General features: G+C 46.1%; 15 protein-coding genes and 1 other annotated feature. Of the genes, 6 read left to right on the plus strand and 9 right to left on the minus strand.

Features of this window, described 5'->3' with window-relative positions:
- Positions 1-6: 6 nt before the first annotated feature.
- Both hrpA and RH85_RS21620 read left to right on the plus strand, forming a co-directional pair.
- Positions 7-3,936, plus strand: a complete 3,930-nt coding sequence (hrpA, locus tag RH85_RS21615; RefSeq protein ID WP_039949542.1) for an ATP-dependent RNA helicase HrpA — start codon at positions 7-9, stop codon at positions 3,934-3,936.
- 174 nt (positions 3,937-4,110) lie between these two features.
- Positions 4,111-4,596, plus strand: a complete 486-nt coding sequence (locus tag RH85_RS21620; RefSeq protein ID WP_006714852.1) for an outer membrane beta-barrel protein — start codon at positions 4,111-4,113, stop codon at positions 4,594-4,596.
- Between the two features lie 96 nt (positions 4,597-4,692).
- Here RH85_RS21620 and RH85_RS21625 read toward each other — a convergent pair whose 3' ends face one another.
- Positions 4,693-6,711, minus strand: coding sequence for a hybrid sensor histidine kinase/response regulator (locus tag RH85_RS21625; protein WP_006714853.1), 2,019 nt, complete (start codon positions 6,709-6,711; stop codon positions 4,693-4,695).
- A gap of 307 nt (positions 6,712-7,018) precedes the next feature.
- Between RH85_RS21625 and RH85_RS21630 the strand changes: the two genes are divergently transcribed.
- Positions 7,019-7,555: an RDD family protein gene (locus RH85_RS21630; RefSeq protein ID WP_006714854.1), complete on the plus strand. Its 537-nt coding sequence runs from the start codon at positions 7,019-7,021 to the stop codon at positions 7,553-7,555.
- Between the two features lie 63 nt (positions 7,556-7,618).
- Here RH85_RS21630 and RH85_RS21635 read toward each other — a convergent pair whose 3' ends face one another.
- The 8 genes from RH85_RS21635 to trpL2 form a co-directional block, all read right to left on the minus strand.
- Entirely contained in the window at positions 7,619-8,881 is a 1,263-nt protein-coding gene (locus tag RH85_RS21635) for a dicarboxylate/amino acid:cation symporter (RefSeq protein WP_006714855.1), read from the minus strand.
- A 404-nt stretch (positions 8,882-9,285) separates the two neighbouring features.
- The gene (gene trpA, locus RH85_RS21640; protein WP_006714857.1) at positions 9,286-10,092 is read right to left on the minus strand and encodes a tryptophan synthase subunit alpha; all 807 of its coding nucleotides are present in this window, start codon (positions 10,090-10,092) and stop codon (positions 9,286-9,288) included.
- Positions 10,092-11,282, minus strand: a complete 1,191-nt coding sequence (trpB, locus tag RH85_RS21645) for a tryptophan synthase subunit beta (protein ID WP_006714858.1) — start codon at positions 11,280-11,282, stop codon at positions 10,092-10,094. Before trpB ends, trpA begins: the two co-directional genes overlap by 1 nt.
- Positions 11,283-11,293: 11 nt before the next feature.
- Positions 11,294-12,721, minus strand: coding sequence for a bifunctional indole-3-glycerol-phosphate synthase TrpC/phosphoribosylanthranilate isomerase TrpF (gene trpCF, locus RH85_RS21650; protein ID WP_039949545.1), 1,428 nt, complete (start codon positions 12,719-12,721; stop codon positions 11,294-11,296).
- Positions 12,722-12,733: 12 nt separating this feature from the next.
- Entirely contained in the window at positions 12,734-13,732 is a 999-nt protein-coding gene (trpD, locus tag RH85_RS21655) for an anthranilate phosphoribosyltransferase (protein WP_006714860.1), read from the minus strand.
- An 11-nt stretch (positions 13,733-13,743) separates the two neighbouring features.
- Positions 13,744-14,334, minus strand: a complete 591-nt coding sequence (locus tag RH85_RS21660) for an aminodeoxychorismate/anthranilate synthase component II (RefSeq protein WP_006714861.1) — start codon at positions 14,332-14,334, stop codon at positions 13,744-13,746.
- A gap of 16 nt (positions 14,335-14,350) precedes the next feature.
- Positions 14,351-15,931 (minus strand): anthranilate synthase component 1, encoded by a 1,581-nt coding sequence (locus tag RH85_RS21665; RefSeq protein ID WP_006714862.1) that lies wholly within the window; start codon positions 15,929-15,931, stop codon positions 14,351-14,353.
- 126 nt (positions 15,932-16,057) lie between these two features.
- Positions 16,058-16,173: a sequence feature (Trp leader region), on the minus strand.
- Positions 16,120-16,245 (minus strand): tryptophan operon leader peptide, encoded by a 126-nt coding sequence (trpL2, locus tag RH85_RS22555; RefSeq protein WP_005596518.1) that lies wholly within the window; start codon positions 16,243-16,245, stop codon positions 16,120-16,122. Its footprint overlaps the feature before it by 54 nt.
- 242 nt (positions 16,246-16,487) lie before the next feature.
- On the opposite strand from trpL2, the gene rnm reads away from it, so the two are divergent.
- The 3 genes from rnm to rluB all read left to right on the plus strand — a co-directional run bounded on the left by rnm (position 16,488) and on the right by rluB (position 19,084).
- Positions 16,488-17,345 carry an RNase RNM gene (gene rnm / locus RH85_RS21670; protein WP_006714863.1) on the plus strand — a complete coding sequence of 286 codons (858 nt, stop codon included), beginning with the start codon at positions 16,488-16,490 and terminating at the stop codon, positions 17,343-17,345.
- Between the two features lie 21 nt (positions 17,346-17,366).
- Positions 17,367-17,987, plus strand: a complete 621-nt coding sequence (locus tag RH85_RS21675; RefSeq protein WP_006714864.1) for an L-threonylcarbamoyladenylate synthase — start codon at positions 17,367-17,369, stop codon at positions 17,985-17,987.
- Positions 17,988-18,115: 128 nt separating this feature from the next.
- Entirely contained in the window at positions 18,116-19,084 is a 969-nt protein-coding gene (gene rluB, locus RH85_RS21680; protein WP_005596522.1) for a 23S rRNA pseudouridine(2605) synthase RluB, read from the plus strand.
- Positions 19,085-19,215 lie beyond the last annotated feature (131 nt).

Below are 19,215 nucleotides of genomic sequence, written 5' to 3' on the forward strand. Positions count from 1 at the left end.
CACGCTTTGACTTCGTCACAGCCTAAAAAATCTCAGCCTAGTGAGAAGACAGTAAACGCGAACACCGCAGTCTCTCTACGTAAGGCACTTGATCAATGTTTGATTCGAGACCGCTTCCGTTTGAGCAAGCGCATCTCTGGTGCAAGTAAAATAAACAAAGAAGCATCGCGCAATGCGGTGTTTGATGAAATTGCACTTGATATCGCTAAATCAATGATGGAAGTAGAGCAGCGCCGTGCGCAGCGTATCACCATTGAATATCCAGAAATCTTACCTGTTAGCCAGAAAAAAGAAGACATCGCCAAAGCAATCGCTGAGAACCAAGTGGTGATCGTTGCAGGTGAAACTGGCTCAGGAAAAACCACTCAGCTGCCAAAAATTTGTGCCGAGCTTGGCCGTGGTAAGTTTGGCCTAATTGGTCACACTCAGCCTCGCCGACTGGCGGCGCGTTCAGTCGCGAACCGTATCGCGGAAGAGATGCAAACTCAGTTGGGTGAATTTGTTGGCTATAAGGTTCGTTTTAACGACCAAATTTCTGACAACACACAAATCAAGTTGATGACAGACGGTATCTTGCTGGCCGAGATTCAGCATGACCGATTCCTTAATCAGTATGACACTATTATTATCGATGAAGCGCATGAACGTAGCTTAAACATCGATTTCATTATGGGCTATCTCAAAGAGCTGCTGCCACGTCGTCCTGATCTGAAAGTCATCATTACTTCAGCAACCATTGATCCTGAACGTTTCTCTAAGCACTTTAATAATGCGCCAATTATAGAAGTGTCAGGGCGTACTTATCCGGTGGATACGCGCTATCGTCCACTCAATGGTGATGATGATGTCGATCGTGACCAGCTTGAAGGTATCTTTGAAGCGGTGGATGAACTGTGTGATGAAGGTTTAGGCGATATTCTGATCTTCATGAACGGCGAACGAGAGATCCGGGACACTGCGGATGCTTTAAGTAAACGTAATCTCAAGAGTACAGAAATCGTACCGCTTTATGCGCGCTTGTCCGCCAGCGAACAGAATAAAATCTTCCAACCTCACGCAGGCCGCCGTATTGTCTTGGCGACGAACGTAGCGGAAACCTCGTTGACGGTTCCTGGTATCAAATACGTTATCGATCCAGGTACAGCACGTATCAGTCGTTACAGCTACCGCACTAAGGTTCAGCGCCTGCCGATTGAACCGGTTTCTCAGGCGAGCGCTAACCAGCGTAAAGGCCGTTGTGGTCGTGTTGAAGAAGGTATTTGTATTCGTTTGTATTCAGAAGAGGATTTTAATTCTCGTCCTGAATTTACCGATCCTGAAATTCTGCGTACTAACTTAGCATCGGTTATCCTGCAGATGACCGCATTGGGTTTGGGCGACATTGAAGCTTTCCCATTTGTTGAAGCGCCAGATAAACGCAACGTACAAGATGGTGTGCGCCTACTGGAAGAGCTTGGCGCTATTAATGGCGATGTTAAAGACGCGAAAAAGCGTTTAACCAACACCGGTCGCCAGCTTGCTCGTTTACCGATTGACCCGCGTTTGGCGCGCATGGTGCTTGAAGCGCCAAAATACGGCGCGTTGAAGGAAGTGATGATTGTGGCGGCGGCCTTGTCGATCCAAGATCCTCGTGAACGCCCAAGTGATAAGAAGCAATCGTCAGATGATAAACATCGCCGCTTCTTCCATGAAGAGTCTGACTTCCTAACCTTTGTCAATCTTTGGGATTACATCCAAAAACAGCAAAAAGAGTTGTCAGGCAATCAATTCCGTAAGCAGTGTAAGCTGGATTATTTGAACTATTTACGTGTGCGTGAGTGGCAAGATGTGTACTTCCAGATTCACCAGTCAATGCGTGAAATGGAGTTCAAACTCAACTCAGAGCCGGCTAATTATCAAAGCGTGCACAGCGCGATTTTGGTTGGTCTGCTGTCTCACATTGGTATTAAAGACCAAGAGAAGAGTGACTACCAAGGTGCGCGTAATGCACGCTTCCACATCTTCCCAGCATCAGGTCTTTTCAAGAAGCAGCCGAAGTGGATTATGTCGGCCGAGCTGGTGGAAACCTCGAAGCTTTGGGGCCGCATTATCGCTAAAATTCAACCTGAGTGGATTGAACCTTTGGCGGGGCATCTGATTAAGCGCAGCTACAGCGAACCGCATTGGTCGAAGAAGCGCGCGGCAGTTATGGCTCACGAAAAAGTGATGTTGTACGGGGTACCAATCGTGCCAAAACGCTTGGTTAACTACGAGCGTATTGATGCCACCATTAGCCGCGAAATTTTCATTCGTAGTGCCTTGGTGGAAGGGGATTGGGAAACCAAGCACGCCTTCTTCAAGCAAAACCGCAAATTGCTGCAAGAAGTGGAAGAGCTTGAGCATAAATCACGTCGCCGTGACATCTTAGTCGATGACGATGAGCTGTTTGATTTCTACGATCAGCGAGTCGGAACCGAAGTGGTGTCTGGTCGTCATTTCGATACTTGGTGGAAAAAAGCGTCAAAACAAAACCCTGAACTGCTTAACTTTGAAAAAGAGATGCTGTTCAGAGGGGATGCGAGCCACGTAACCGATTTGGATTACCCGAACTTCTGGTATCAAAATGGCCTCAAGTTGAAGCTGAGCTACCAATTTGAACCGGGTGATGATAACGATGGCGTGACGGTGCATATTCCGCTACCGATCTTAAACCAGATCGAGATGGCCGGCTTTGATTGGCAGATCCCAGGTTTACGCCATGAATTGGTGATGAGTTTAATTAAGTCACTACCAAAAACACTGCGCAAAAATTTTGTGCCAGCGCCAAATTACGCCGATGCATTTTTGGCACGCGTGACGGCAATGGACATGCCGCTGCTGGATGCAATGGAAAAAGAACTGCGTCGAATGACAGGTGTTGAGCTGTACCGCGAAGACTGGAAATTAGAGCAAGTGCCAGAGCACTTGAAGGTAACCTTCCGTGCGGTGGATCATCGCAATCGTAAGCTGAAAGAGCACAAAGATCTGCACGAACTCAAAGAAAGCCTTAAAGACAAGGTACAAGAAACCTTATCGAAAGTGGCAGACTCGGATATCGAGCAGCAGGGGTTGCATACATGGAGCTTTGGCGAGTTACCTAAAGTGTATCAACAAAAACGCGGCGGCTACGAAGTAAAGGCCTATCCAGCGATTGTTGATAACAAAGACAGCGTCGAGATCAAACTCTACGAGACTGAGCAAGAGCAAATTACGGCAATGCGCGCAGGTCAGCGCCGTTTGGTGCTGCTGAATGTGCCATCACCGGTGAAATACTTGCACTCGAACTTGCCAAATAAGTCAAAACTAGGCCTTTACTTTAACCCTTACGGTAAAGTGATGGATCTTATCGATGACTGTATTGCTTGTGGTATCGATAAGTTGATCGAAGAGAAGGGCGGTCTGGTGTGGGAAGCGGCTCAGTTTGAAGCGATGAAAGAACATATCCGTGCCGAACTCGGTGACACTGTGGTTGACGTAGCTCAGCAAGTGGAAACGATTCTTACCACAGCGTTCAATATCAATAAGAAGTTGAAAGGTCGTATCGATTTCACCATGGCGTTTGCTTTGTCGGATATTAAAGCTCAGATCGAAGGTTTGATTTTCAAAGGTTTCGCAACCGAATGTGGTTGGAAGCGTTTGCCGGATATTTTGCGTTACATGAAAGCAATTGAACGCCGGATGGAAAAGCTGCCAATCGATCCGAATAAAGACCGATTACACATGCTTAAAATTGAGTCTGTAGTGAGCGATTACAAAGAACTGCTCAATAAGATCCCGAAAGGCATGGCGGTACCAGAAAACGTCAAAGAAATCCGTTGGATGCTAGAAGAACTACGCGTGAGCTTGTTTGCTCAGCAACTGGGTACGCCGTATCCGGTTTCTGATAAACGAGTGATTAACGCGATTAACGCTTGTTAGCAATTCAATTACTTTAACTATCTAATCCCACTAAAATTTTTATTGTTAGTGGGATTATTTTTACTTACCGTTTACACAACGGTATGTAATTTGCATTATCTTATCCCAATGGCAGAACTGTCAGAGATCCGGCAATGCGTTGCCGAACTCAAAAAATTATAGAGAAGGTTAATTATGAAAAAGACACTACTCGCTCTAGCACTTTTAGGTGCATCTGCGACCGCTTCAGCTGATTCATGGATTTACGGCGGCGCTAATGTGGGCCAATCTGATCTTGCTGGTGAGTCAGCAACTTCATACGGTGTGCATGTGGGTACTGGCATTCTACCTTTTATTGGTTTAGAAGCGGGTTACCAAAATCACGGCGAGTTTGATGCGACTAATTTCGGTCACAAAATTGACGGTGATTCAGTTTACTTTGCGGTTAAGCCAAGCATTGATTTCGGTCCGCTGCATGTTTACGCAAAAGGTGGTGTTCACTCATATGATCTTAAAGGCGATCTTGGCTTCAAAGATGATGGTGTGGATATGATGTACGGTGTTGGTGCCGAGTACTTCGTTATGGGTCCAATCTCTCTTGGTGCAAGCTACACTGTATTTGCAATGGACAAAGAAGATGTGAAGAACTTCTCTCTAAATGCGACGTTCCACTTCTTGTAATACCGAGCAAAATTGATTCGAAAAACCCAGCAGCGACGCTGGGTTTTTTATTGTCTGGTGTTATCTCAACCTTAAAACAGAGAAGGGTATCGCGTGTTAACAATGTTCTTTGATGATGGAATGCAGTATTTCCATTGAGTAGGGTTTGAATATGACGTCATTCATCTGTGCGGATTGTGCTTTAGCAATCACTTCTTTAGAGTTGTCAGCCGTACAGCCGACAATGGGTATATGCTGAAATTCTCTACTGCGGCGTAACCTTTTAGCGAGTTCATAACCATTCATTTCCGGCATGTGGATATCAGTAATCACGATGTCTATCACTGGTATTTGATTGCTGTTATTTCGTTCTAACAATAACTCGATCACTTGCGCTGGCGATTCTAAAACTGTGCTCAATACTCCCAACGTGTTGAGTTGCTTTTTAAAAAGTAAACGATTGATCGGATCATCATCAACCAGCAGTACGTGCACATCACTGAGAAGGCGCTGGGTGTTGCAGCGTGAACTCTTTGATGGCGACGAGCTTAAGGTTTTGACCCTCTTAATTATTTGGTCGGGATAAATGTTGGCGTGGTAGTCATTCGGGTTTGTCAGTTTCTGATTTACCTCATTCTGCCAAGCTTCAAGCCAGACGGAACTCTCTTCATCTAGGCTGTGATGGCTTTCACATGGGATTGAGATAGTGACTTTTGTCCCTATATCAGACTGGCTAGTAATATGAATGCTGCCCCCCATCAGTTCCACTAGTTGTTTGACGATAGAGAGTCCAAGCCCCGTCCCCCCATAGCGGCGACTAATGGTTTTATCACCTTGCTGAAAAGGAGTGTAAAGCAGCGACAGTTGTTCTTCTGACATCCCACAACCCGAATCAATCAGTTGGATGTCTAGCCTGTTTTGGCCAAGGTCAATGTGCGCGTGAATCTTTCCTTGTTCAGTAAACTTAAGTGCATTGCTGAGAATATTATTACAAATCTGTTCGGTTCTTAACCAGTCCAAATCAGTCATATTGAACGGAGTTGGCTGCCAATCTAGGGTAAATTCAATCTTTTTGGCTTGGCATAAATTATCAAAACTTCTTAGTGTTGAGCTGAGCTCAATCAGTAGATTGGTTGGATGAATATCGAGCTCAATCTGATTCGCTTCTATTTTGGAGAAATCCAGAATATCGTTTACATGCAAATTAAGCCTCTGTGCCGATTGAACCGAGGAGGCCAGTAACTCCTTACTTTCATCAGACTCTAAATGCTTCTCTAGTAGTCGCATTAACCCTAACATTGCCGCGATTGGTGTCCGTAATTCATGACTTACGACAGCAAGAAAATGGTTTCTCGCTTTTATTGCTTTGGTCAGCGCGACTTTTTTTTCTTTGATGGTGGTAATGTCATCAAATGTCAGCATAGAAAATATCGTTTTATCAAAAGGATGCTCGATGGGCTTTTGTTTGATGCGATAGGTTCTACCCCCAAGCGTTTTGATCATCTCGTCACCGTTGGAGACGGTGGCACACTCGTGTCCGATTGCGCGAATGGATTGCTCAAAAGCTTGATCACTCGTAGCGTTTAATTGGTAAACGTTGTTTTTTAAGCGTTGAAAGTTCTTGTTAGAAAAAATGATTTCATCGTTGTTATAGATAGCAATAGGGTTAGGAATGTTATCGATAAGAGCGGAGAGCCAACGAGTCAAGCTATCGATGCTAGTGGCTTTGACGATTGAATCTAAGGCGTTTTGTCGATAGGTGATATCCATAATGACCACCAAGAAACAATCAAGCTGTTGATCGTAAGTGGCAATGTCATGAATCCAAAGCGTGTGTCCTTGCTTATGGCGAATCCGAAATTCATAATCGAGCGTTGAACTATCTTGCAGTGATTTCGATACCTTACCGAGAATTTGGCTCAAATCATCAATGACTAAAGCTGCAAATTGGCTATTAAATTCGTTGGCGAATTCTTCTTTGTTATACCCCACCAATTGATAAAAGGTATCATTGGCTTCAATTATGGTTGAATGCCTGTCGTTTTTGCATAACAGCAATGCACAGTTACTTTTGTTGAAGAAGCTTTGTTTATATTTTCTTTTGAGTAAAAGGCGTTTTAGAAAACTGGTTTTCATTGTAGGTAGGGGGTTCAATCGAAAAACGGCGCTCATATTATCATTAGTTGACCACCAAGCAATGTCAGAAAATTCTCTGTTTCTTACCTAAAGCGACAGGGTAGAAGAAGAGTTTTAGTAAGGAGTTGATCAACGTCAGATTGTTCCTTTTTTAACCTCTTGTCGAAAGAAAGGATGGTCTAAAAATTAAGATCGACTTATTAGTTACATTACAAATTTGATGCGGGTTTGAAAATTCCAATGTGCTTATGAGGTCTTTTGAACGCGATGTTAGTTTAGTTCGACTGAACTTTTAAGGGATTAAGTAATGAGATACGGAGGTTTTTGGCGTCGGTCAGGCGCGTCGCTGATTGATGGTTTAGTTTTGTTGCCTTTCACCGCACTGTTAATTTATGCGCAAGGCTTCTCGAAAGAGATGGGCATATGGCTCTCTCTTCCTAGCGCGATACTGTTTTCAAGCTATTACATCATCATGCATTGGCGTTACGGGGCAACCTTTGGTAAGCGGCTATTAAGCTTGCGTGTTGTGGATGAATACCATGAGCGAGAAATCAATTTCCGTTCCGCGCTATTACGTGGCAGCTTTTATCTCGTTTTCGCAATGATCTTCAGTTACTTGGAAATCATTGGTTTTCAATCTATCCCTGCAGACCAATATGCCCATTTAGAGTGGTATGTACGTGATGAAATCGTGCAGAGTCGGGCGCCAAGCTGGTCGTCTTACGTCATGATTACGGCTTGTGTGTGGTTTGTGATTTCGTTCTTTACCTTGGTAATGACAGAGAAAAAGCGCACCTTACACGACTATTTAGGCAGCACTGTCGTGGTGAGAGTTTATAAGTAGAATGGCTTGTGAGCAGTAACCCAAAGCCACTCAAGAGAGTGGCTTTTGTGATTTTAGCGAGGGTTAAGCTTGTTGTTTTTCAAGCTCAACTTGTTCTGCAACTTCATCTTCAATTAGCGCATCAACGATAACGGCACAAGCGGCATCGCCTGTGATATTAAGCGCGGTACGAATCATGTCAAAGATACGGTCAAGAGCGAACAATAGAGGTAGACCTTCGATTGGAATACCGGCCGCAAGTAATACCGCAACCACTAGGAATGATGGTCCAGGAACACCGGCTTGACCAACGGCACCAAGAGTCGACGTTACGATGATGGCGATGTAAGCGCCCATGCCAAGGTCAATGTTAAACAGCTGAGCAAAGAAGATCGCCACCAAGCCGTAGTAAATCGCATTACCTGACATGTTGATGGTTGCGCCTAGCGGCAACACGAATGATGCTGTTGAGTTACGAACTTTCAGCTCATGCTCAACGGTATCCATGGTTACAGGAAGCGTTGCCATAGAAGAGGCCGTAGACAAGGCAACAGCCTGAGGCTTTTTCATTGCGCTAATAAACTGTTTTGCAGAAGTCTTGGTGAAGACGTGAATCATCGCGGGATAAACCACAAAACCGAAGATTAGGATTGCTGCGGTATAAACAAGGAATAGCTTGAATACCACCATCAGTGCGCCAAAACCAAAGGTTCCTACAGCTTCTGCCATTAGGCCAAATACACCAATTGGGGCGATGATCATGACTTTATTGATCATCCATACCATCGCATCAACAATGCAGTTTACGCCATTGATGATAGGAGTACGGCGTTCTTCAGACTGTTTAGATAAAGCGATACCGAAGAATAGGCAGAAAACCAAAATTTGTAGGATGTTTGCTTCGTTTAGTGATTGGAAAACGTTGGTTGGGATCATACCAGTGACGGTTGCCCAGAAAGTAGGTAGTTCACCTTTAGAAGCATATTCGGCTGAGAACATACCTTCAACACCAGAAAGATCGATACCGATACCTGGCTGGAAGATATTACCCATGACGATAGCGAGCGCGACAGCCAAGGCCGACGTGACCGCGAAAAAGCCGAGCGTGACAGTGCCGACTTTACCGGCTGATTGGCTGTTGCCTAGACCTGCCGCACCTGAAATCAGTGCTACGGCAACTAGAGGTATCACCAACATTTTGATTAGATTGATAAAAATTGCGCCAAGTGGAGCGAACATCACCGCGCTTTGACCCATCATGGCACCAACGGCAGTACCAACGATCATAGCGATGACAACTTTGACACCGATGTTGCTTAACAAACTCTTTTCTTTTAACACTTCCATAACCTCTGTGCTATTAATCTTGAAATTCCTAGTATTAACCACTGAGCATATAGTAACTGGTGGATAATAATTCGAGTCAATTTGTACACGTAATTTTTACAATTGGCAATAAGCAACACGTTAAAAGCGGCCAACAAAAAGAGACTTTTGCGGTTTGAGTGTGATTTTTGTTCCAATGCAAACGTTTGCTCTTGTGTTGTATGAGTTTGTGCTGGGTTTGGTTGAGGTGGTGTTTGAGTGTTGTTATCGGCTTGTGGTTTTGGTTTGGAGCGCATTTATGGTGTGAATGGGTTGCGGATAAATTGCATGTCGATGGCTGTGAGGGCAAATGTTGGCTTGAGAGAATAGAGAGGTGAATGATCACCCCTCTCGATTAGATTTTCTCGGTCAAACCTTTGCTAAGGTTATTTTTGGGTTGCGGTTTTCATTGAGGTAATGAATTGCCCCAACGTCTCCAGCATCATTGATGGCTGACTAAGATTGGTTTCAATAATTTTCACCACCGCGGAACCGGAAATAGCTCCAGCAGCTCCAGCATCAATGGCTTCTTTTACCTGTGCAGGCTCTGAAATACCAAAACCTAACAGTGCTGGTGGCGCTGCAAATTGATTAAGACGAGCAAGGAGATCACCTACCGGCATATTGGCTTTGGTTTCAGCACCGGTTACACCAGCGCGTGAGAGTAGGTAGGTATAGCCACCCCCTAGCTCAGAAACCGATTGTAGTGTTTCGTCACTGGCTGTAGGTGGTGCGATAAAGATTGGCTGGATACCAAACTTCTTAGCCGCAGCGACAAACTCGGCACTTTCGTTGGTGGGAACATCGGCAATCAGTACTGAATCGACCCCAGCTTTGGCACAACGTTGATAGAAATCTTCGATGCCACGTGAAAACACTAGGTTGGCATACATCAGTAAGCCAATTGGCAAATCTGGGTATTCTTGGCGAATTTGACTGATCAGCTCAAAGCAAATGTCCGGCGTAGCACCAGACTCAAGAGCGCGAATATTTGCCCCTTGAATCGTTGGACCATCGGCAAGTGGGTCTGAAAATGGCATGCCAAGCTCAAGCGCATCCGCACCAGATTTCACCAGTGTTCGCATGATCTCTAGCGACTGCTCAGGATTAGGATCGCAGATGGTGACAAATGGGACAAATGCGCCTTGTTTTAGTTCGCCTAGGCGGTCAAACATCAGTTGATAACGGTCCATTAAAACACTCCTTTTTCTTCAAGAATGGCGTGGACGGTAAAGATGTCTTTGTCACCACGACCGGATAAGTTGACCACCAGTAGTTGTTCTTTTTCAGGGTTGTTGCGTGCCATATGCAGGGCATGAGCAAGAGCATGAGAGGATTCAAGCGCAGGAATAATACCTTCGCTACGCGCCAGCTCTTGGAACGCTTCCAATGCTTCGTCATCGGTAATATTGTCGTACTCAGCGCGGCCAATCGCGTTGAGGTGCGCGTGCTGTGGGCCAACCGATGGGAAATCAAGACCCGCTGAGACCGAGTAGGACTCTTCAACTTGACCATTAGGGTCTTGCATCAATGGAGCTTTCATACCAAAGAAGATTCCGGTTTTGCCGTGTTTCAGTGGTGCACCATGCTGGTCGGTATCAATACCTTTACCGGCAGGCTCAACACCAATCAAACGCACACTCTCTTCTTCGATGAAATCGGCAAACATACCAATCGCATTTGAACCACCACCCACACAAGCAATGACGGCATCTGGCAAGCGGCCTTCGCGCGCTAAAATCTGGTTCTTAGTCTCTTCACCGATCATGCGCTGGAATTCACGCACAATAGTTGGGAATGGGTGAGGGCCCGCAGCGGTACCCAATAGGTAGTGCGCCGTCTCATAGCTACCAGACCAATCGCGTAGCGCTTCGTTACAGGCATCTTTCAGCGTGGCTGAGCCGGAATGGACGGGGATGACCTCTGCGCCCATCAGCTTCATGCGGAAAACGTTCGGGCTTTGACGCTCAACATCTTTTGCGCCCATATAAACGCGGCATTTCAGGCCTAATAAAGCACAAGCCAGTGCGGTCGCAACACCATGTTGGCCTGCGCCTGTTTCTGCGATGATTTCATCTTTACCCATGCGTTTTGCTAGTAATGCTTGGCCTAACACTTGGTTGGTTTTATGCGCGCCACCATGTAAGAGATCTTCACGTTTAAGGTACAACTTAGTTTTGGTGCCTTTAGTGAGGTTACGGGTTAGCGTCAGCGCTGTTGGGCGACCCGCATATTCTTGCAGCAGAGTCATAAACTCGCTGCGAAATTCAGGATCTTCTTGCGCGTCAATAAACGCTTGTTCTAGCTGCTCAAGCGCAGGTACTAATATTTGCGGAACGTATTGACCGCCGTACTCGCCAAAATAGGCATCTAACTTCGCCATTGTTCTCTTCCTTAATATTGTCTAATTGCAGCAAACGCTTGTTGCAACTTCACTAAATCTTTCTTACCCGGGGCTGATTCAACACCAGAGTTAAGGTCTAATCCTAAGCAGCCTTGTTGGCTTGCTTGTTGAGCATTGTCAGCAGAAATACCACCGGCTAACATCACTTGCTCGCTGTCGCCAATTAATGACCAGTCAAACACTTGGCCAGTGCCACCACTTTGGTTACCGACTTTGGTATCAAGAAGGTGGCGATCAACATGGCGGCTAAGGCGAATCGCAGCTTGGTCGCTCACGCCATAGGCTTTCCATATCTTGATCTCAGCAGGCAGTTGAATGCGCAAGGCGTCGACATACTCTTGTGATTCGTTACCGTGTAACTGCACAGCGGTTAGGTGTAACTGAACGGCTATTTCTGCCACTATTTCAGCCGGATGATTTTGAAATACGCCGACATACTTGAGTGGTGCGCCACTCATCACCAAGCGCGCTTGCTCTGGCGTGACATAGCGTTTTGAACCTTCAACGAAAATTAAGCCGCCATATACAGCGCCGGTTTGATAAGCTTTGGCTGCATCATCGCCGTGGGTCAGGCCACATACTTTGTTTTGCCCGAGTATCACTTTACGTACTGCCAGTTCGATATTCTCTTCTGCCATTAACGAGCTACCGATGAGGAAACCATCGGCATAGGCACTTAAATCGCGTACTTGCTGGTGGGTATAGATACCTGACTCTGAAATAATGGTCGCATCTAGTGCCAGCTTTCGCAGGGTCGGAGCAAGCTCCTTAGTACGATTCAAATCAGTGCTGAGATCGCGCAAATTGCGATTATTGATGCCGATGACTTTAGCGCCGAGCTTCACTGCACGTTGCAGTTCTTCGTCATTACTGACTTCAGTCAAAATCCCCATCTTCAGTGAGTGGGCGACCTCCGCCAATTGTTGATACTCTTGATCATCCAGCACTGACAGCATTAATAAGATAGCGTCCGCCTGATAATGACGCGCTAAATAGACTTGGTAGGTATCAATCATGAAGTCTTTACACAGCACCGGTTGACGTACTTGGCGACTGACCTGAGGAAGGAAATCAAAACTGCCTTGGAAGTACTTCTCATCCGTGAGAACTGAAATCGCATCCGCGTGATTATTGTAAATAGATGCAATGTAATCGAGGTCAAAATCATCACGAATCAGCCCTTTAGACGGAGACGCTTTTTTACACTCTAAAATGAATGCGCTGTTCTCACCGCTAAGAGCTTGGTAAAAATCACGCTCTGAGCGCTGCAGTTCTGACTGAAATTCTTCTAGCGGCTGCACCACTTTACGTGCCGCAACCCATTGAAATTTATCGCGAACAATTTTTGCCAACACTTCGGCCATTTGCGCCTCTTTGACAGAGACATGCTGTGATAAGTTGTCGGATACATGTGTCATGCTAAGCCCTTTTTAACCGCGCGCTGCCAGTTGTTCAACCAACTGGAACGCCTTACCTGAATTCATCGCTTCAATCGCTTGTAGCGTGTTAGCTTTTAAATCTTCATGGCCAAATAGACGCATCAACAATGCAACGTTGACGGCGACAGCGCCTAGCTGTGCTTCAGTGCCTTTGCCTGTGAGTATGTTGGTAATGATCGCTTTGTTTTCTTGTGGGTCGCCCCCTTTGATCGCATCCAATGGGAAGCGCTCCACGCCGAAGTCCTCAGGCGTTAAGGTGTATTGATGGATTTGACCATCTTTAATTTCAGCCACGGTAGTTTCACCATGAATGGCCACTTCATCTAAACCGCTGCCATGGACAACGGCAGCGCGTTTCATGCCCATTTTTAGCATGGTTTCAGCAATTGGAAGAACTAACTCTTCGCTATAAACCCCCATCAGTTCGATGTTTGGACGTGCTGGGTTAATTAGCGGGCCAAGGATATTGAAGATGGTGCGGGTTTTCATGGTTTGACGCACGGGCATCGCATGGCGCACGCCACCGTGATATTGCGGAGCAAACAAAAACGCGACGCCAAGTTCATCCACGGCATCTCGGGTATCTTGAGCACTCATCGCAAGATCAATACCGAAGGAATCAAGTAGATCGGATGATCCTGATTTGCTGGAGACACTGCGATTACCATGCTTCGCCACTTTCAGACCACACGCTGCAGCAACAAAAGCGGCGGTGGTTGAGATGTTAATGGTGTTATGGCCATCGCCGCCAGTACCGACGATGTCGGCAAAATCGTAGTCCGGGCGAGGGAAGGGATTCGCATTGGCTAGTAAGGCTTTAGCTGCACCTGCGATTTCCGCAGGTGTTTCGCCTTTAATTTTTAAGGCAGTCAACGCTGAAGCCATTAAAATTGGGTCGAGTTCGCCACGAATAATGATATCGAATAGCTGCTGACTTTCTTGTTCCGTCAGCGCTTGTTGGTCATATAGCTTATTAATAATCTGTTCCATGATTATATTCCTTATCCGTTGTTTCGCTCTAACGCCCATTCGATGGCATTAGCGAGTAATGTCGCGCCGTAGGTGGTCATGATAGATTCTGGGTGAAATTGAAAACCACACACCTTGTCTTGTTCTTGAACCACTGACATCACCAAATTATCCACTTCCGCCGTCACCGTCAGCTCTGCTGAAACATGGGTGGCGACCAAGGAGTGGTAACGCGCAATGGCAAGCGGTGACGGTAGATTGGCATAAATAGGATGATTTTGGTGCGCCATCATAGAGACTTTGCCATGCACGATATCGCCTGCGCCAGCAACCTTACCGCCATAAGCTTCAACAATCGCTTGATGACCCAGACAAATGCCGATCATTGGCACCTTACCTTTTAGACGCAAGATCAGCTCTGGCATACAACCCGCTTGTGACGGTTCGCCGGGGCCCGGCGAGAGCAAAACGACCGGGTTATCGAGTTGGTTGATTGCGTGCTCTATCGTGGTGGCCGCAATGTGATTACGATAAATGGTGACCTGATGTCCCATTGAACGAAATTGATCAACTAAGTTGTAGGTAAATGAATCGAAGTTATCGATAAATACGATATTTGCCATGATAATTTCTGCTCCCTTAACTACAGCGTTGAGATGCAAGCTGATGAGCGGCTTGAATAGCTGAGATCACCGCTTGTGCTTTACCGCGAGTTTCATCTGCCTCGGCTTGTGGCTCGGAATCAAACACCACCCCAGCGCCGGCTTGAACTTGTGCAATACCATTTTCAACATACGCAGAGCGGATTACGATACAAGTATCTAGCGTACCTTCGCCAGTGAGGTAGCCCACGGCGCCGCCGTAGCTGCCACGTCTTGCTTGCTCAACATCGCGAATCAGCTGCATTGCGCGAATCTTTGGTGCGCCGGTTAACGTGCCCATATTCATGCATGCTTGGTACGCATGTAATGCATCAAGATCGTCACGTAATTGACCAACCACGCGTGATACCAGGTGCATCACATGGCTGTAACGATCGACCTTGAGCAGGTCTGCTACATGGCGAGTGCCGGCTTGTGCAATACGCGCAACATCGTTACGCGCCAAGTCGACCAACATCATATGTTCAGCATTCTCTTTGCCGTCAGTGCGCAGTTCTAATTCAATACGGCTATCAAGGTCGAAATCAATCTCGCCATTGGCACGCTTGCCACGGCGACGTGTGCCAGCAATCGGATAGATTTCTACTTGGTTAGTGTCGGTTTCATATTTCAATGCGCTTTCTGGAGAGGCGCCGAAAAGCGTAAATAGCTCATCTTGCATGTAGAACATGTAAGGGCTTGGATTACTCAATTTCAGTTCTTTATAAGCCGCTAATGGTGAAGGGCAAGGTAGAGTGAAACGACGTGAAGGAACGACTTGGAACACATCTCCTTTGATGACGTATTGCTTCAAGTCACGCACCGTTTGGCAAAAATCTTGATCTGAAACGCTAGGAGTTACCGTCACATTGTCGAGCTGGGTTGCCATTGGCAGAGTTTTCGGGTCGCCACATGCGTAAGCAATTTCAACTAAACGCTTTTCGATGGTTGCCGCGCTGCTAGAGGAATCAAAACGAGTCGCTTGCAGTAAGCAGCTTTGTGTTTGGTGATCGACAATTAAGAGTGTTTCAGCAACGTAGAAAACGTAATCAGGGCATTGATTGGTTGCTTGGGCATCACCGAGTGGTTCAAAGTTGGCCACTAAGTCATAGGCAAACAAACCGCCTAAAAACAGAGCATATTTATCGTGATTAGCGAGATAAAAGCTATGCTGAATTAAGCGCAATGCGTCAAATGATGAGGCTTCGCGCAAGCGAGAATCTTCATCTAATTGATTGCTTGGCTCAGAATAAGTAATGGTTAAGCAATTTTCGAGTAGCTCAAACTCAATACTCTTATCGATGTTTTTTACGATATGACGAAGGAGTGCTTGGCCGTTATCGGTGAGTGCCGTCATTGTGACTTGATGGCCGTAACAAACAATGCGCACCGCAGAGTCTACAATCAGTAGGCTTTTGAGATTCTGCTTAGAATCAATTTCTGCCGACTCCAACAATAGGCTATCGGTCTTGTTTTCGCACAAGGTATGAAACAGGCGTGTTGGATCTTGAGCATACGGCACTTGAGTATGAATCACATCAACACTAGCCAGTGCGTTTATTGTAATGGCCTTGTTCACAAGACCTCCTTTTGATTGTCTATATCCTTCCTGCCGTACAGTCTCGCATAAAGCAAACGTTCTCCCAAACTGCGATGACAGTTATTTGTTCATTCTTTAAACAGTTGGGTGTGAGCTGCACAACAAAACAAAAAGCCCGCTAACTAAGCGGGCTTTACGAGTGACTTCTTTTTAAATCTGTCGATAAATTAGAAATACACGCTAGCCCACCAAGAACTATTCCAAGTGCGCCACCAAGATAACTCCGCCTGCTCACGCTTAGGTGAGTGCAAAGTCACTTTTGTTTTCTGCTTTTGGTTAAATTCTTGTAACATAGCCTGTCTTCACATTCTCGCCTGTAATTGTGTACTAGTTAACTAGTATTTTAACCTGGTGTCAACCTTTCGACCTACACTAATCAATATCTTTTTATTGAGTTGCGCCGAATAGCGGTTAACGAACCCAGTCACCGCAGACGTTACCCTCTCGTAAAGAGGGCTTCATCCTCTGCATAAATTGTGGTGGTTAAGGGTATGCAGCCGAGAATGAATAAAATAATTGGTACAAGAAAACAGATATGAAAATAGACCTACACAGCCATACAACGGCCTCGGATGGAAGATTCAGCCCGCAAGACTTAGTTGATCGCGCAGTGGGTTTTGATGTGAAAGTATTGGCGATTACTGATCACGATACAGTGAATGGTTTGGCGCCAGCTAAGCAATATGTCGCTGAAAACAATATTGATCTGCACATCATCAACGGTATCGAGATTTCGACGGTATGGGAAAACAAAGACATTCATATCGTCGGACTTAACCTTGATCCAGACCATCCTCAATTGCAAAGCCTGATTAGCGAGCAAAAACAACGCCGAGAAGTTCGCGCGGAACTCATGGCTGCTCGCTTAGAAAAAGCGACCCGTGAAGGCGTGTTAGCGGAAGTCAGAGAGATCGCTGATGGCGCGCCCTTGACCCGCGCACATTTTGCGGCATGGCTGGTTGCCAATGGCTATGCTAAGACAATGCAGCAAGTATTTAAAAAGTACTTAACGCGCAATAATCCCGGTTATGTGCCACCAAATTGGTGCTCAATGGCAGAAGCGGTAACGGCTATTCATGCCGCGGGTGGTAAGGCAGTACTTGCTCATCCTGCACGTTATGGTTTGACGGCGAAGTGGATTAAGCGTCTACTAGCAGCGTTTGTGGAAGCGAATGGTGATGCAATGGAAGTTGCTCAGCCACAGCAAGCGCAACAAGAAAGACGCAACTTGGCGGATTATGCGATACAATACAACCTATTAGCCTCCCAAGGCAGCGACTTTCACTATCCATCACCATGGATGGAGTTGGGACGTAACCTCTGGTTGCCATCCGGCGTAGAACCAGTTTGGAAAGATTGGGGTATCGAGCCTTCATATTACGGTACGCCATAGATCGATTAATGAGGAATTACCATGAGCCAGTTTTTTTACGTGCATCCTGAAAACCCACAGGCTCGCTTGATCAGTCAAGCGGTAGCAATCATTCGTAACGGTGGGGTTGTGGTTTACCCAACAGACTCCGGTTACGCTCTTGGCTGCCAGCTCGAGAACAAGCAAGCGTTAGAGCGCATTTGTCAAATTCGTCGTCTAAATGATAAGCACAATTTCACGTTGTTATGCCGTGATTTATCTGAGATTGCACTGTATGCACGGGTTGATAACGTTGCATTTCGCTTGTTAAAAAACAACACGCCGGGGCCTTACACCTTTATCTTTAAAGGAACCAAAGAAGTGCCGCGTCGTCTAATGAATGCTAAGCGTAAAACCATTGGTATTCGCGTGCCGGATAACCGTATTGCGCTAGACTTATTAGAAGCCCTTGGTGAGCCAATGATGTCAACATCACTGATTTTGCCGGGCAATGAAGTAACGGAATCAGATCCAGAAGATATCCGCGATAAACTTGAGCACGCAGTTGATGTCATTCTTAACGGTGGCTATTTAGGTGAGCAGCCGACAACAGTGATTGATTTTAGTGAAGGTGAAGCGGAGTTGGTACGTTTAGGTGCTGGTGATCCAGCGCCATTTGAATAACACACATTAGGCGTGGTGAGATCACAAAATTAGCTGTCCTCACCAGCAATATTTGATATATTATGCGACCGCGAATTTAGGTCGCATATTTCATTCGACGTCTGCGAAGACGACACATAGGTAGTTAGATGAACGAAAAACTTCAGAAAGTATTGGCTCGAGCGGGTCATGGCTCTCGACGTGAATTAGAAACGTTGATTAAAGCAGGACGCGTGAGTGTGAACGGCATGGTGGCAAAACTAGGTGAACGCCTAGAAGATGAAACCGCGATCGTTCGTATTGATGGACACACAGTGTCTGTTAAAGCAGATGAAGAAGTGGTCTGTCGTGTATTGGCTTACTACAAGCCTGAAGGTGAGTTGTGTACTCGTCACGATCCAGAAGGTCGTCGTACAGTATTTGACCGTCTACCTAAAATCCGTGGGTCTCGTTGGATTTCTGTTGGTCGTCTAGATGCTAACACCTCTGGCCTACTACTGTTTACTACCGATGGTGAATTGGCTAACCGCCTAATGCACCCAAGCCGCCAAGTAGAACGTGAGTACTTAGTACGCGTGTTTGGTGAAGTAAACGAACAGAAAGTGAAAAACCTAGTACGTGGTGTTCAACTTGAAGACGGCATGGCTCGTTTTGAAGACATCGTGTACGCGGGTGGTGAAGGTATGAACCACACCTTCTACGTTGCGATTAACGAAGGTCGTAACCGTGAAGTTCGTCGTTTGTGGGAATCACAAGAGACAACAGTAAGCCGTCTTAAGCGTGTTCGTTACGGTGACATCTACCTTGATAAGAAACTGCCTCGTGGCGGTTGGATGGAACTGCAACTGAAAGACGTGAACTACTTACGTGAATTGGTTGAATTGAAGCCAGAGCGTGAAACTATGCTTGATGAAAGCAAAGACTCAACATCACGCAGTCGTGAACGTTCTCGTAGCCAAAAAATTCGTCGCGCAGTTAAGCGTCACGAAGAGCGTGTAAGCGCACCAAAAGGCCGCAGCAACAACCCAAGCCGCCGTAAGCCGAAAAAAGCGGCAGGTGAGCAAGGTGCTCGCGCAAAAACTCAGGTCAGCCGACCAAGTCGCCCAGCGAAAAAATAAATAATAAAAAGCAGCCTACGGGCTGCTTTTTTGTTGCTGATTTTCAGCGATTTGAGGGCTTTTAAAAAAACGCAAATTTAATGCTAAAGTTTAGCGGGAATGGATAGAAACAAATTTGACCCCGCAAACTG

This window comes from Vibrio ichthyoenteri ATCC 700023 (assembly GCF_000222605.1).
Taxonomy (GTDB): domain Bacteria; phylum Pseudomonadota; class Gammaproteobacteria; order Enterobacterales; family Vibrionaceae; genus Vibrio; species Vibrio ichthyoenteri.

Excerpts from the sequence above, each read along its gene's own strand:
- RH85_RS21620 (WP_006714852.1), top strand. The coding sequence starts at position 4,111 with ATGAAAAAGACACTACTCGCTCTAGCACTTTTAGGTGCATCTGCGACC.
- RH85_RS21625 (WP_006714853.1), bottom strand. The coding sequence starts at position 6,711 with ATGAAAACCAGTTTTCTAAAACGCCTTTTACTCAAAAGAAAATATAAA.
- RH85_RS21630 (WP_006714854.1), top strand. The coding sequence starts at position 7,019 with ATGAGATACGGAGGTTTTTGGCGTCGGTCAGGCGCGTCGCTGATTGAT.
- RH85_RS21635 (WP_006714855.1), bottom strand. The coding sequence starts at position 8,881 with ATGGAAGTGTTAAAAGAAAAGAGTTTGTTAAGCAACATCGGTGTCAAA.
- trpA (WP_006714857.1), bottom strand. The coding sequence starts at position 10,092 with ATGGACCGTTATCAACTGATGTTTGACCGCCTAGGCGAACTAAAACAA.
- trpB (WP_006714858.1), bottom strand. The coding sequence starts at position 11,282 with ATGGCGAAGTTAGATGCCTATTTTGGCGAGTACGGCGGTCAATACGTT.
- trpCF (WP_039949545.1), bottom strand. The coding sequence starts at position 12,721 with ATGACACATGTATCCGACAACTTATCACAGCATGTCTCTGTCAAAGAG.
- trpD (WP_006714860.1), bottom strand. The coding sequence starts at position 13,732 with ATGGAACAGATTATTAATAAGCTATATGACCAACAAGCGCTGACGGAA.
- RH85_RS21660 (WP_006714861.1), bottom strand. The coding sequence starts at position 14,334 with ATGGCAAATATCGTATTTATCGATAACTTCGATTCATTTACCTACAAC.
- trpL2 (WP_005596518.1), bottom strand. The coding sequence starts at position 16,245 with ATGTTACAAGAATTTAACCAAAAGCAGAAAACAAAAGTGACTTTGCAC.
- rnm (WP_006714863.1), top strand. The coding sequence starts at position 16,488 with ATGAAAATAGACCTACACAGCCATACAACGGCCTCGGATGGAAGATTC.
- RH85_RS21675 (WP_006714864.1), top strand. The coding sequence starts at position 17,367 with ATGAGCCAGTTTTTTTACGTGCATCCTGAAAACCCACAGGCTCGCTTG.
- rluB (WP_005596522.1), top strand. The coding sequence starts at position 18,116 with ATGAACGAAAAACTTCAGAAAGTATTGGCTCGAGCGGGTCATGGCTCT.